Origin of the sequence: Microbacterium testaceum, from assembly GCF_003075375.1 — a bacterium.
In the GTDB taxonomy this organism is placed as follows: domain Bacteria; phylum Actinomycetota; class Actinomycetes; order Actinomycetales; family Microbacteriaceae; genus Microbacterium; species Microbacterium testaceum_E.
The window spans coordinates 1-11053 of record NZ_QDFT01000061.1; the positions used below are offsets into that span (position 1 = coordinate 1).

17 protein-coding genes are annotated in these 11053 nt (G+C 67.5%); 14 read left to right on the forward strand and 3 right to left on the reverse strand.

Annotation, left to right across the window (positions count from 1 at the left end; genetic code table 11):
* A partial coding sequence (locus tag DC432_RS14855) for an integrase core domain-containing protein (RefSeq protein ID WP_133177959.1) occupies positions 1 to 304 on the forward strand: 304 nt, incomplete at its 5' end.
* Positions 305 to 332: 28 nt separating this feature from the next.
* On the opposite strand, the gene DC432_RS14860 is transcribed toward DC432_RS14855, so the two are convergent.
* Entirely contained in the window at positions 333 to 1652 is a 1320-nt protein-coding gene (locus tag DC432_RS14860; RefSeq protein WP_231729493.1) for an ISL3 family transposase, read from the reverse strand.
* Between the two features lie 302 nt (positions 1653 to 1954).
* On the opposite strand from DC432_RS14860, the gene DC432_RS14865 reads away from it, so the two are divergent.
* Positions 1955 to 2164, forward strand: coding sequence for a hypothetical protein (locus tag DC432_RS14865; protein ID WP_045245741.1), 210 nt, complete (start codon positions 1955 to 1957; stop codon positions 2162 to 2164).
* Between the two features lie 116 nt (positions 2165 to 2280).
* Here DC432_RS14865 and DC432_RS16235 read toward each other — a convergent pair whose 3' ends face one another.
* On the reverse strand, positions 2281 to 2631 hold the full coding sequence (locus DC432_RS16235) for a hypothetical protein (protein WP_005052795.1): 351 nt from the start codon (positions 2629 to 2631) through the stop codon (positions 2281 to 2283).
* Positions 2632 to 2748: 117 nt separating this feature from the next.
* On the opposite strand from DC432_RS16235, the gene DC432_RS14870 reads away from it, so the two are divergent.
* The 6 genes from DC432_RS14870 (at position 2749) to DC432_RS14895 (ending at position 7579) form a co-directional block, all read left to right on the forward strand.
* Positions 2749 to 3165: a MurR/RpiR family transcriptional regulator gene (locus tag DC432_RS14870; RefSeq protein WP_165801295.1), complete on the forward strand. Its 417-nt coding sequence runs from the start codon at positions 2749 to 2751 to the stop codon at positions 3163 to 3165.
* Positions 3081 to 3671 (forward strand): SIS domain-containing protein, encoded by a 591-nt coding sequence (locus DC432_RS14875; protein WP_005052796.1) that lies wholly within the window; start codon positions 3081 to 3083, stop codon positions 3669 to 3671. Before DC432_RS14870 ends, DC432_RS14875 begins: the two co-directional genes overlap by 85 nt.
* 102 nt (positions 3672 to 3773) lie before the next feature.
* Positions 3774 to 4607 carry an extracellular solute-binding protein gene (locus tag DC432_RS14880; RefSeq protein ID WP_005052797.1) on the forward strand — a complete coding sequence of 278 codons (834 nt, stop codon included), beginning with the start codon at positions 3774 to 3776 and terminating at the stop codon, positions 4605 to 4607.
* Positions 4604 to 5434, forward strand: coding sequence for a tyrosine-protein phosphatase (locus DC432_RS14885; RefSeq protein WP_005052798.1), 831 nt, complete (start codon positions 4604 to 4606; stop codon positions 5432 to 5434). The genes DC432_RS14880 and DC432_RS14885 overlap by 4 nt, the downstream gene beginning before the upstream one ends.
* Positions 5435 to 5452: 18 nt before the next feature.
* The gene (locus DC432_RS14890; protein WP_005052799.1) at positions 5453 to 6358 is read left to right on the forward strand and encodes a phosphodiesterase; all 906 of its coding nucleotides are present in this window, start codon (positions 5453 to 5455) and stop codon (positions 6356 to 6358) included.
* Positions 6359 to 6412: 54 nt separating this feature from the next.
* A complete protein-coding gene (locus DC432_RS14895; RefSeq protein ID WP_045245739.1) occupies positions 6413 to 7579 on the forward strand; it encodes an amidohydrolase family protein in 1167 nt (388 codons plus the stop codon).
* A gap of 22 nt (positions 7580 to 7601) precedes the next feature.
* On the opposite strand, the gene DC432_RS14900 is transcribed toward DC432_RS14895, so the two are convergent.
* On the reverse strand, positions 7602 to 8183 hold the full coding sequence (locus DC432_RS14900; protein WP_005052801.1) for an ABC transporter permease: 582 nt from the start codon (positions 8181 to 8183) through the stop codon (positions 7602 to 7604).
* Between the two features lie 169 nt (positions 8184 to 8352).
* On the opposite strand from DC432_RS14900, the gene DC432_RS14905 reads away from it, so the two are divergent.
* The 6 genes from DC432_RS14905 to DC432_RS14930 all read left to right on the forward strand — a co-directional run.
* Positions 8353 to 9196 (forward strand): IS5 family transposase gene (locus DC432_RS14905; RefSeq protein ID WP_241186004.1). Its coding sequence is split into 2 segments (ribosomal slippage): positions 8353 to 8658 and positions 8660 to 9196, totalling 843 coding nucleotides; the frame shifts between segments, so codons are not numbered across the junction.
* 44 nt (positions 9197 to 9240) lie between these two features.
* Entirely contained in the window at positions 9241 to 9507 is a 267-nt protein-coding gene (locus DC432_RS14910; RefSeq protein ID WP_045245687.1) for a glutaredoxin domain-containing protein, read from the forward strand.
* Complete coding sequence (locus DC432_RS14915; protein WP_048809517.1) at positions 9507 to 10181, forward strand: SprT-like family protein; 675 nt, start codon at positions 9507 to 9509, stop codon at positions 10179 to 10181. Before DC432_RS14910 ends, DC432_RS14915 begins: the two co-directional genes overlap by 1 nt.
* 9 nt (positions 10182 to 10190) lie before the next feature.
* Positions 10191 to 10400, forward strand: a complete 210-nt coding sequence (locus DC432_RS14920; protein ID WP_045245688.1) for a type II toxin-antitoxin system HicA family toxin — start codon at positions 10191 to 10193, stop codon at positions 10398 to 10400.
* Positions 10401 to 10413: 13 nt separating this feature from the next.
* Positions 10414 to 10809 carry a hypothetical protein gene (locus DC432_RS14925; RefSeq protein ID WP_045245690.1) on the forward strand — a complete coding sequence of 132 codons (396 nt, stop codon included), beginning with the start codon at positions 10414 to 10416 and terminating at the stop codon, positions 10807 to 10809.
* 48 nt (positions 10810 to 10857) lie between these two features.
* On the forward strand, positions 10858 to 11053 hold a 196-nt coding region (locus tag DC432_RS14930), incomplete at its 3' end, for a transposase (protein WP_133177960.1).

An 11053-nucleotide genomic window follows, 5' to 3' on the forward strand; every position in this document is an offset into this window, starting at 1 on the left:
CGTCTACMCCTCCAMGGCCTACGGCACGCTCTGCGAGCAGTTCAGGGTGACCCAGTCCATGGGCGCGATCGGGACGAGTGCCGACAACTCACTGGCCGAAAGCTTCAATGCCGCGCTCAAACGCGAGCTTCTCGAGGGCCGGGCAGCGTTCCCGGACCAGGCGACCGCCTACCGGGCCGTGTTCCGGTGGGCCCACCGCTACAACACCCGCAGGCGCCACTCCGCGATCGGCAACATCACCCCGAACACCTACGAAGCCGCCTACGCGGCGACCGCGTCCGCTACCCTCGCGGAAGCGGCATAACCGGCTCTTCGGACATCCGGTGGGGGGGTCATGGGGTGAGTCCGCCGGCGGTGAGGAGCATGCGGAGGCGGTAGTTCTCGCGGTTGCGATAGCCGCGGGCGAGGCGGCGGTGGAGCTCGATGATCCCGTTGATCGCCTCGGTGCCGCCGTTGTTCGCGCGGCTCGTGGTGAAGTACGCCAGGAACGCTGAACGCCAGCGGCGGAGGGTGCGGCCGAGGCGGGCGATCTCGGGGATCGGGCAGGTGTGGAACGTGTCGACCACCCTCTCGGCGATCCGCCGCCCCTCGGTCAGGTCCTTCGCGTGGTAGGCAGAGCGCAGCTGCTGTGCGCACTGCCACGCGACGAACACCTCGTCGTGCGCAGGATCGGCCTCGATTGCCGCGGTCAGCCGGATCCGCTGCTTGTCGGTGAGGTTCTCGGCCCCGGCACGGAGGATGGTCTGAATCCCGTAGAGCGGGTCGCCCTTCCGACCGCGATGCCCGAGGGTGTCTTGCTGGACGCGGCGGCGGACCTCGTCGACGGCGGCGGTGCCGAGCTTGACGACATGGAACGCGTCCAGCACAGCGACCGCGTCTTCGAGCGTGTCATCGATCGCAGTCTTGTAGCCCGCGAACGGGTCCAGCGCCGCCACCTTCACGTTCTTTCGGAACGCTTCGCCCCGCTCGCTGAGCCAGGACGCGTATGCCTTCCCCGATCTGCCCGGCACGAGGTCGAGCAGCCTGGCCCGCGTCTTCCCGGTGCTGTCGCGGCTGAGGTCGACCATGCCGGTCAGTTCCTTCGGGCCCCGCTTGCGGTGGTCGACGTGATGCCAGATGTGCTCGTCGACGCCGAGCGTGGTCACGTTCTCGAACCGGGACTCGTCGGCTGCCAACCGCACCAGTTCAGGCTCAACAGCCCGCCACACCGTCTTCCACGATGTCCCGAGCTGACGACGTAGTCCTTCGATCGTGGCGTGCTCGCGGCGCAGCTGCCCGATCGCCCAGTCGACGGCTCGCCTTGTGAGCGACCCGCGCCGAGCGACCAGCGAGGGAAGCTGCTCCACGAACGTCTTCTTGGCACAGCCCACGTCGCCGCATCGCCAGACCCGTTGCCGCCAGACGATCCGCACCCGCGTCACGCCCGGCACGTCATGCAACACTCGACGGCGGCGCCCTCGACCGATCGCCACGACCCCGCACAACGGGCACCCGGTCGGCGCCGCCGGTGTCGAAACGGTGACGATCAGCAGCCCGTCGCGGCGGTCAACGTGCTCGACATGGACGCCGTCGAGACCGACCAGCAGATCGCAGCGGTAACACGGATCAGCGGCAGAGCGCGCGTCAGCGCACCCCGAAGTAGGGTGAAGCACGTCGAGGTCCTCGTGATGGATCAGCAGTTGGCGCTACTGATCCTCGGGGACCTCGACCCCTACCCGCCGACCATCACCCGGCGAGCCTCACCCCCACCGCATGTCCGAAGAGCCCCCAATTCCCTTGGTCACCCCGGTGTGAACCATGCACCCCGGGCGGGCCATCCCCGTATCGGTGCACACCGTGCGTAGCGAGCTTTCCCGGAATCTCCTTGTGTCCTGGCGTTAACACGGGTGTCGTAGCATCGCATTAGCACCGCGACCACTCCTGAGAGTTGCACCCGGGATGAGGTGAATGCATCGTGACGGCACCGGGGTATGAGTTCAGCGTCTGGGAGCGCTACGCCACCGAGTTCACACTGGCTTTCGGTGACAATCCGTCGCGCATCCGGGCGGTGCGGGTGGCCTACTTCGAGCACGAGTTCGATGTGGACTTGATTGCGCAGCTCAGCGGTTTTCCTGTTTGGAGAATCCGACAGGCGTTGTCCCAGGGACTTCCACAGGCGAGCTGAAGAATCGTCGACCAGAGTCCCAGAACTGCTCGCCCATCTACCATCCCCTTGCGGGCACTGCGCGGTGAGGGGACGTCAGCGTGCGACGGTTCGGCCCGGGCGCGATGTCTCCCCTTTCACGTCTGAGTGGCCATCGGTCTGATCGGGCCATGAGCAGGATCAGTTTCGCGCGTCGCCCCCGCCCTCTGGTTCCGCGCTGCGGGCGTCATCGTCGTGGCAGGCTTCTTCGCGTCGTTGGTTACCGGTGTCTGCTGCCCCGGCGCCCCCGCCAGCGGAACATCGACGTGCGGAACGTTCGAGCGCTTGACCGCCGGGATCGACAGATCACGTGGCTCTGGCTCGCACGGACGGTCATCGTAGGCGCCATCGCGGCGCTCGAGGTGGGCGTCTTCGGTCGAGTCACCCTTGGCCGACTTCCTTGCGGGCATGGCACTGTTCGGGAGCTCGAGCGGACGCAGGGAGGTCATGAAATTGCCTTTCGCGGATAGCGGAGGCGATGAACGCTGCGTTCACCTATGGTTGGGGTCGTGGTCGCATTGCGCCCATACGATGTGCGGCGAACCCGAAAGGTGATCACCGGCTACATGAACTCGCCCCTCAACGAGCCGCCGCTCGGCGGAACCATCGACCACATCCTCTCGATCCTGCCGTCGCTCGTACCGAGCGCGCAGCGCGTCGCCCGCATCTGCGCCGAGCGACCCCACGACGTGGTCGACATGTCGGGCGCCGACCTCGCCGAAGCCGCCAACACGTCGCCGGCCACCGTCAGCCGCACCGCCCAGGCGCTGGGGCTGCGCAGCTTTCAGCACCTGCGCATGCTGCTCGTGCGTGACCTCGCCGCCGACGCCACCGCCGCGCCCGACGCACCCGCCGGCACCGAGGGCTTTCTGCGGTGGCTGGCCGAGGGGCGGGTGGGATGCTGCAGACCGCGCTCGCCTCGATCGACCCGGTCGCGTTCGACGCCGCTGCCGACGCCATCGCCCGCGCGCCGCGCCTGCTGATCTCGGGCACCGGCGCCTCGCACGCCGCCGCCCAGGCGTCGGCCGTCGCGTTCGCCGTCAACGGCCGGCCCTGCGAAGCGCCCGCTGACGGCGTGGTCGCCCACCTCACCGCCCGCGTGCTCGCCCCCGGTGATGTGTGCCTCATCGTCAGCTCGAGTGGCGCCAACTCGGTGACCCTCGCGGTTGCGGACGCCGCCGTCGACGCCGGCGCCACCGTGATCGGGGTCACGAGCTTCGCCCGTACCCCGCTCACCACCCGCGCCGACCACCTGCTCGTCGCCGGTGCGCGCTTCCAGGCGTGGGATCAAGGCATTCTCGGCAGCGGGCTCGTACAGCTGCTCGTGCTCAACGCCCTGCAGATCGCCGTCGCCGACCGCATGAGCGACGCCGCCGACCGCGCGCGCCTCGCGGTGCGCGAAGAGGTGCTCGACATCGTCGCCGACGACGGCTCCGACGCCGAGGCATCCGACGTGCCAGACGTTATCGACCACGGCGATGGGCGTTGACACTCCGTTTGCAGGAAATTCACTTTCCTCGATTGCAATAGCTCTGCAAGCGGATTTCGCGGGAAGGCCCCGGTTCGTCAGGTCGCTTGCAGAAGGCGACTCATGGGAACGATCCAGCTCTCTGGTGTCGGTCGCTCCTTCAAGAGCACCGCCGCCGTCAGTGATATCGACCTGATCATCGAAGACGCCGCCGCGCAGATCACCGAGTCCACCGGTGCCCCCTCGATGAGCGCGTCGTGCGTGATCACCGGCGGCAGCTGGTGCATGCAGGGCCTCTTCCTCTCGAACGGCGCCCAGGTGCTGAGCGATGACCGCACGACGATCGAGTTCGGCTCGGACGCCGCGATCGATACGGTCGCGACCTTCACCGAGATGTACGAGGACGGCGTGCTCACCAACGAGGACTTCACCAGCCAGTACGAGGCGTTCGCGCAGGGGAAGACCGCGATCCACGTCAACAGCTCGGCCCTGCAGGGCGCGTTCATGATGGGCGCCGAGGCCGGTGGCTGGACCCTCGACGCTCACACCCTGCCCGCGTTCGGAGACCAGGCGGTCGTGCCCACCAACTCGGGCTCGTTCCTCGCGATGTTCGCCACCGACCCCGCCAAGCAGGCCGCCGCGTGGGAGCTCATGCAGTTCATGACCAGCCCCCGCGCCTACGAGATCATCTCGACCCAGATCGGGTACCTACCGCTGCGCAGCAGCATGGCCGACGAGGGCGGACCGCTCTATGACTGGGTCGAAGCCAACCCGCTCGTGAAGCCCAACCTCGAGCAGCTCGACGCGCTCGAGCCGTGGGTGTCGTACCCCGGCGACAGCTACGCCCAGGTCGACCAGGTGCTCGCCACCGCCATCGAAGACGCGGTCTTCTACGGCGCCGACCCGGCCGCCACTATGACCGAGGCCGCCGAGCGCGCGCAGGGGCTGATCGAATGACCATCGACCTCGACCTGACGCCTTCGGCGACGGATGCCGCGGCCGCTTCGTCGCCGGATGCCGCGACCGCGGCGCCTCGTGAGCGTCGCCACGCCGTGGCCGGCCTCTACAACCTGCGCGACACCGGCGGCTACCGTGCAGCCGGCGGCACCAGCCGGTGGGGCAAGCTGCTGCGGTCAGATGCTCTGCACCGCATCGACGCGACCGGTCGCGACCGGCTGGCCGAGATCGGCGTCGCCCACATCATCGACCTGCGCGGCGGCGACGAGCGCGCCACAGCGCCGAGCGCGGTCGACGGGCTCGAGGTCACCGTGCACCACCTGCCCGTGTTCGACGACGCCGACCCGGCCGCGCAGGCCACCACGCACGTCGGACTCGTGCCCGTCTACGACCACATCGTCGACGAGCGCGGGGCGCAGCTGGTCGACGCGATCCGGGTGATCATCGCGGCTGACGACGACGACGCGGTGCTCGTGCACTGCACCGCCGGCAAAGACCGCACCGGTCTCGTCGTGGCCTTCGCGCTCGCCGCCGCCGGGGTCGACCGCGACGACGTCGTGGCCGACTACGCCGCCACCGCCGAGAACCTGCGCGGCGAGTGGTCAGACGCGATGACCGCCGTCTTCGAACAGCGCGGCATCGAACTGACCGCGGGAATGGTCGAACTCATCACCGAGAGCCCCGCCGAGGTGCTCGAGGCGCTGCTCGAGCGCATCGACCGCGAGCACGGGTCGATCAGCGCCTACCTCCTCGCCCACGGACTCACCCCCACCGAGCTCGAGCGTCTCACCGCCGTGATCATCGACCCCGCCGCCACCGCGGTCTGATCGGAAGGAACACACACCATGTCGCACATCGCGAGCCAGCATCCCGCTCCCGAGCACTTCATCCTGCATGTCTCTGACACCCACTTCGTGGGCGACGGCGACCTGCTGCACGAGCGCATCGACAGTGACAAGAACCTCGCAGAGCTGTTCGACGGCTTCACCAAGGCCAACGCCCGCCCCGAAGCGATCGTGTTCACCGGCGACCTCGCCGACACCGGCCGCCCCGACGCCTACGAGCGCCTGCGGGCCATCGTCGAGCCCGCCGCCGAGAAGCTCGGTGCCCAGGTGATCTGGGTGATGGGCAATCACGACGAGCGCGTCGCGTTCCGCCGCGGCCTGCTCGACGAGGAGGCCGACCAGTCCGAGCCCGTCGACCGCGTCTACGACGTCAACGGTCTGCGCATCATCGCGCTCGACTCGACGGTGCCCGGGCAGCACCACGGCGAGATCAGCGACGAGCAGTTGGCGTGGCTGCGCCGCGAGCTCGAAGTCCCCGCGCCCGACGGCACCCTCATCGCGCTGCACCACCCGCCCGTGCCGAGCCCGATCGGGCTCATCGCCCTGGTCGAGCTGCGCGACCAGGAGCGCCTCGCCGAGGTCATCCGGGGCACCGACGTGCGCGGCATCCTGGGCGGTCACCTGCACTACTCGACCACCAGCACGTTCGCGGGCGTGCCCGTGTCGGTCGCGTCGGCGACCTGCTACACGCAGGACCTCGCCGTCGCCTACCCCGGTGCCCGCGGCCAGGACGGCGGCCAGTCCTACAACCTCGTGCACGTCTACGGCGACCGGGTGCTGCACTCCGTCGTGCCGATCGGGCAGTTCCCGACCGTCTACGAGATGACTCCCGAGATGCTCGAGGCGTTCATGAACATGACCCCCGACGAGCAGCTCGCCGCCGTCAACGCGTCGGCGGGAGAGTAGTCAGCCCGTGAACAATAATGTCTCGTATCTACATCTCCTCGAACGGAGCAGTTCATGACGGATTCCACGCTCGGCGCAGTCTCTGCGACCGCGATCACGAACACCAGGGTCTTCGACGGACACAGTCTGAGCGCCCCCACGACGGTCGTCGTCCAGCCCGACGGGCGCATCGGTGACGTATCAGCGGATGCGGTCGTCGTCGGTGCCGCTGTCGTCAACGCGGAAGGTACGGTGCTCCTTCCTGGCCTGATCGACTGTCACATGCACCTGAAGGGGCGCGAGTCCCTCGAGACGCTCGCCACGTACGGTGTCACCACCGGCCTGGACATGGCGACATGGCCCGCATCACAGTTCCAGTCGTTGCGGGGACTGAGGGGAGTCGCTGACTTCCGCACCGCCGGCATGGCGGCGACATCTCAGGGCAGCACGCACAGCCGCATTCCGACCTATCCGGACGTCGCGCTGGTCGATTCCCCCGACAAGGCGGAGCGGTTCGTCGAGGTGCAGGTGGCAGACGGGGTGGATTACATCAAGATCATCGCCGATCTGCCCGGTCCCACCCAGGACGTGCTCGATGCACTCGTGGCTGCTGCGCACGCGCGGGGGCTCAAGGTCATCGCGCACGCAGCCCTGTACGAAGCTGTGCGTATGAGCCTCGCTGCGGGGGCCGACATGATCACCCATGCTCCACTCGACCGCGCGCTCGACGATGCGACGGCTGAGACGATGCTCGCCCAGGGCACGGTGTTCATCCCGACCTTGACGATGATGAAAGGCGTCGCCGCGAATCTCACCGCAGCGGGCGTTCCCGGTGTGAGCTATGCACACGCCCACGAGAGCACGCGCGCGATGCATGCCGCGGGCGTTCCGGTCCTGGCCGGCACCGACGCCTACATCGGGTCCTTCACACGGGCATCGCCGCCATACGGCGAGAGCATGCACGACGAAGACGCCTACATCGGGCTCCTCGAACGGGCAATGCCGCCATACGGCGAGAGCATGCACGACGAACTCGCTCTGCTCGTGGACGCCGGCCTGTCAACAGCCGAAGCGCTGCGCGCTGCCACCTCGACGGCCGCGCACGCGTTCTCACTCGACGATCGGGGGGCGATCACCCCCGGATTGCGAGCCGACCTCGTGCTGGTGGACGGCGATCCGCTCACCGACATCGCTGCCGCGCGTCGCGTTCTGCGTGTGTGGTGCGGCGGCATCGAGGTGTGAGGGCGTCCTCTCGACCGCGGTGTCACTCCACGGCGGTGTTCGCGCCGTGGTGCCACGCGAGCACCCGGTTCTCGACGACGATGAGCAGCAGGTTGAACACGTACCCGAAGATCCCGATGAGCACGATGCCCGACCACATGTCCGTGATCGCGAACGACCTCTGCGACTGAAGAACGAAGACGCCGATCCCGTTGCCTCCCGCCATCATCTCGCTCACGACGACCATGATGAGCGCGAGCGAAAGACTCGTGCGCATTCCGGCAAAGATCTGCGGAGCTGCCGCGGGAAGTGCGACCTGCAACTCGTAGCGGAACCAGTGGATGCCGTACACCCGGGCGGTCTCGCGCAGTCCGGGGTCCATTCCTCTGATTGCAGCTTCGGTATTGAGGAGCACGGGCCAGAGGCAGATGAAGGTGATCAGAATCACCTTCGCGGTGTCGTCGAGGCCCAGCACGATGATGACGAGGGGAATCAACGCGACCGCAGGGATCGCGCGCAGGAACTCGAGCACGGGTGCGAACATCGCCTGGAGGCGGTGCGCCTGACCGAGAACGAACCCCACGACCACGCCGATGACCACAGCGCCGATGAACCCGATCATCATCCTGGAAAGACTCGGCAAGACGTCGCTCGCCATCCGCGCGAAGAGCCAGTTCTCCTGGAAAGCGACTAGGGCGTGTCTCCCAAAGGTTTGGGCTGGTCGCTGGAACGCTCGGTGTGTGTCTCGAACGGAGTTGCTGACTGATGCGCAGTGGGAGCTGATTGCTCCGTTGATGCCGTCCTCGCAGGGGCGTCGTGGTCGGCCGTTCGCCGATCATCGCACCGTGGTGGAGGGCATCATCTATCGCTACCGGACCGGGATCGCGTGGCGGGACTTACCCGGGTGCTTCGGGCCGTGGCAGACGGTGTGGAAGCGGCACCGCCGCTTCAGCGGTGATGGGACGTGGGACAAGATCCACAGCGTCCTGCTGGCCCATGCCGACGCCGCCGGGCTGATCGACTGGGAAGTCTCGGTGGACTCCACGATCAACCGCGCCCATCAGCACGCCACCAACCTGCCCCGGGACACAGGGGGACCTGACGAATTACACGAATCTGCGCATCGAGCCGCCTGATCACGCCATCGGCCGCTCCCGCGGCGGCCTGTCGACGAAGATCCACCACCTGTGCGACGGGAACATGCGGCCGCTGGTGATGCTGCTCGGGCCCGGGCAGGGCGGGGACTCCCCGATGTTCGAGCACGTGATGAACGCCCTGCGGGTACCGCGCCTGGGTGGGGGCCGGCCACGCACCAGGCCCGACCGGGCGCTGGGTGACAAGGCTTACTCTTCCCGGGCCAACCGCAAGCTGTTGCGCCGGCGCGGCATCCAGGCCGTCATCCCCGAACGCGATGATCAGATCGCCAACCGCAAGCGCCGCGGCGCCAAGGGTGGTCGCCCGGTCACCTACGACACCGAGGCCTACAAGCGCCGCAACGTCGTCGAGCGCGGATTCAACATCTTCAAGCAATGGCGCGCCTTGGCCACCCGCTACGACAAACTCGCCCTGACCTATCGCGGCGGCGTCGTCCTACGCGCCATCACCATCTGGCTCAAGGCTTTAAGAGACACGCCCTAGTCGCCTTCACGGCAAAAGAACGTGAGGGGGAAGGGGCAGGGACGATGAGTGCGACAGAAGCCGGCGAGGTGCAAGTGTTCGGCCGAGAGGGATGCGTGCAGTGCAGGGCAACGTGCCGAGCGCTCACCGAGCGGGGAATCGCGTTCGAGTCCGTTGACGTCGACGCAGACCTCGACGCGGCGGCGACGGCGCGGCGAGTGGCGCAGGCGGGAGGCTCGACGCAGCTTCCGGTGGTCCAAGTTCCCGGCATGGCGCCCTGGACAGGGTTTCGCCCGGACCTCATCGATGCGATCGCATCGGAGGCCGTGTGATGGGCGAGGGCACCTCCGCTCCCCTGGTCGCAGCGATCGAACGCACCTGGGCCGCGATTCAGCAGCGCCACAGCGACGTGCCGGAGGTCGTCGTTACCCTCGCGTCCGGTCGCACGGTCAAGGGCGTGAATCTCGGCCACTTCGCCCCCGATCGGTGGGTGCGTGGTGACGAGGTGGTGCACGAGTTGTTCATCGGCGGTGAAGGACTCTCACGCGGCGGCGTGGACGTGCTCGGCACACTTCTGCACGAAGCCGCCCACGGCGCCGCGAACACGCGAGGAATCAAAGACACCAGCAGACAGGGCCGCTACCACAACGCAGCTTTTCGGAGCATCGCAGAGAGCTTCGGTCTGACGCTCGAGAAAGATCCCCGCATCGGATGGTCAGTCACCACCGTGCCCACGGGAACCGCCGAGACGTACGCGGCCGAGGTTGCGCAGCTCACGGCGGCGATCACCGCCTACCGTCGAAGCGAATCGCCTGACGCGGAGGGCAAGACCAAGAGCAACAACGGCCGCACGGCCGTGTGCAGCTGCAGCCGCAAGATCCGCGCATCCAACGCCGTGATCGACGCGGGCCCGATCCTTTGCGGCCTGTGTGGCACCGAGTTTGAAACCGAAGAACAATACCAAAAAGGCAAGACCCCCCTTGACTTGCGGGCAAGGGGGGTCTAGACTAGACTCATGAAAGCACAGCGAACGCGAGACGTGCTGAAGCACCTGAAGAGCATCGGCTGGGTCTATCTGCGCGATGGTCAGGGTAGCCACGAACTATGGGGCCTGCCCGACGAGTCGCAGAAAGCCTCGATCCCGGCAGGGCACAAGGAAGTCTCAGCGGGCGTGCTGCGACAGATCGAGAGGGCCGGGGCGACACTCCCCCAGGCCTGGAAGTGAGAGGGAGGACGCGATGACACAGACATTCGCCGTCAGCGTCGAGCGCGAAGGCCGTTGGTGGGTGTTCGAGATCCCCGAACTCGGCACCGGAGGGCAGGCAGCCTCTCTCGACGAGGTAGATCGCGAGGCCCAGGGTGTCGCTGCGATGTGGCTCAACGTCGACCCCGCCGAGGTGGCCGTCACCGTCGACGTGCGCGCCCCTAAGCAGCTGCTCGACGAGTGGGCACAGGCGGAGAAGGACGAAGCTGAGGCGCGTCGGGCTCAGGCCCGCGCCGCGGAGCGTCGCCGCGCCGTGGTAACCGCGCTCAGGAACGAGAAGTACTCCGCCCCCGACGTCGGCCGCGTACTCGGGATCAGCAAGCAGCGGGTTTATCAGATCGAGAAAGCCAAGGCGAAGGCCTCCGCCTAGGGCGTGTTGATCAAGAGGTTCCGCTCCTCGGTGGGTGAGTCTTGAACGGTGACGCGACAGGAGATCTCTGACGAGGTGTGGGCCGTGATGGAGCCGTTGATGCCGACGGTGACCGGTCGGTCGCGGCCGTGGACGGATCACCGGCTCGCTATCGAGGGGATGGCGTGGAAGTACCGGACCGGTGCGCCGTGGCGTGACGTTCCGGAACGGTTCGGGAAGTGGAACTCGATCTACAAGCGGTTCA

What these genes read in the sequence shown, in the direction of transcription:
- DC432_RS14870 (WP_165801295.1), top strand. Translation starts at nt 2,749, where the DNA reads ATGAACTCGCCCCTCAACGAGCCGCCGCTCGGCGGAACCATCGACCAC.
- DC432_RS14885 (WP_005052798.1), top strand. Translation starts at nt 4,604, where the DNA reads ATGACCATCGACCTCGACCTGACGCCTTCGGCGACGGATGCCGCGGCC.
- DC432_RS14920 (WP_045245688.1), top strand. Translation starts at nt 10,191, where the DNA reads ATGAAAGCACAGCGAACGCGAGACGTGCTGAAGCACCTGAAGAGCATC.
- DC432_RS14880 (WP_005052797.1), top strand. Translation starts at nt 3,774, where the DNA reads ATGGGAACGATCCAGCTCTCTGGTGTCGGTCGCTCCTTCAAGAGCACC.
- DC432_RS14875 (WP_005052796.1), top strand. Translation starts at nt 3,081, where the DNA reads ATGCTGCAGACCGCGCTCGCCTCGATCGACCCGGTCGCGTTCGACGCC.
- DC432_RS14890 (WP_005052799.1), top strand. Translation starts at nt 5,453, where the DNA reads ATGTCGCACATCGCGAGCCAGCATCCCGCTCCCGAGCACTTCATCCTG.
- DC432_RS14925 (WP_045245690.1), top strand. Translation starts at nt 10,414, where the DNA reads ATGACACAGACATTCGCCGTCAGCGTCGAGCGCGAAGGCCGTTGGTGG.
- DC432_RS14895 (WP_045245739.1), top strand. Translation starts at nt 6,413, where the DNA reads ATGACGGATTCCACGCTCGGCGCAGTCTCTGCGACCGCGATCACGAAC.
- DC432_RS16235 (WP_005052795.1), bottom strand. Translation starts at nt 2,631, where the DNA reads ATGACCTCCCTGCGTCCGCTCGAGCTCCCGAACAGTGCCATGCCCGCA.
- DC432_RS14900 (WP_005052801.1), bottom strand. Translation starts at nt 8,183, where the DNA reads ATGATGATCGGGTTCATCGGCGCTGTGGTCATCGGCGTGGTCGTGGGG.
- DC432_RS14910 (WP_045245687.1), top strand. Translation starts at nt 9,241, where the DNA reads ATGAGTGCGACAGAAGCCGGCGAGGTGCAAGTGTTCGGCCGAGAGGGA.
- DC432_RS14915 (WP_048809517.1), top strand. Translation starts at nt 9,507, where the DNA reads ATGGGCGAGGGCACCTCCGCTCCCCTGGTCGCAGCGATCGAACGCACC.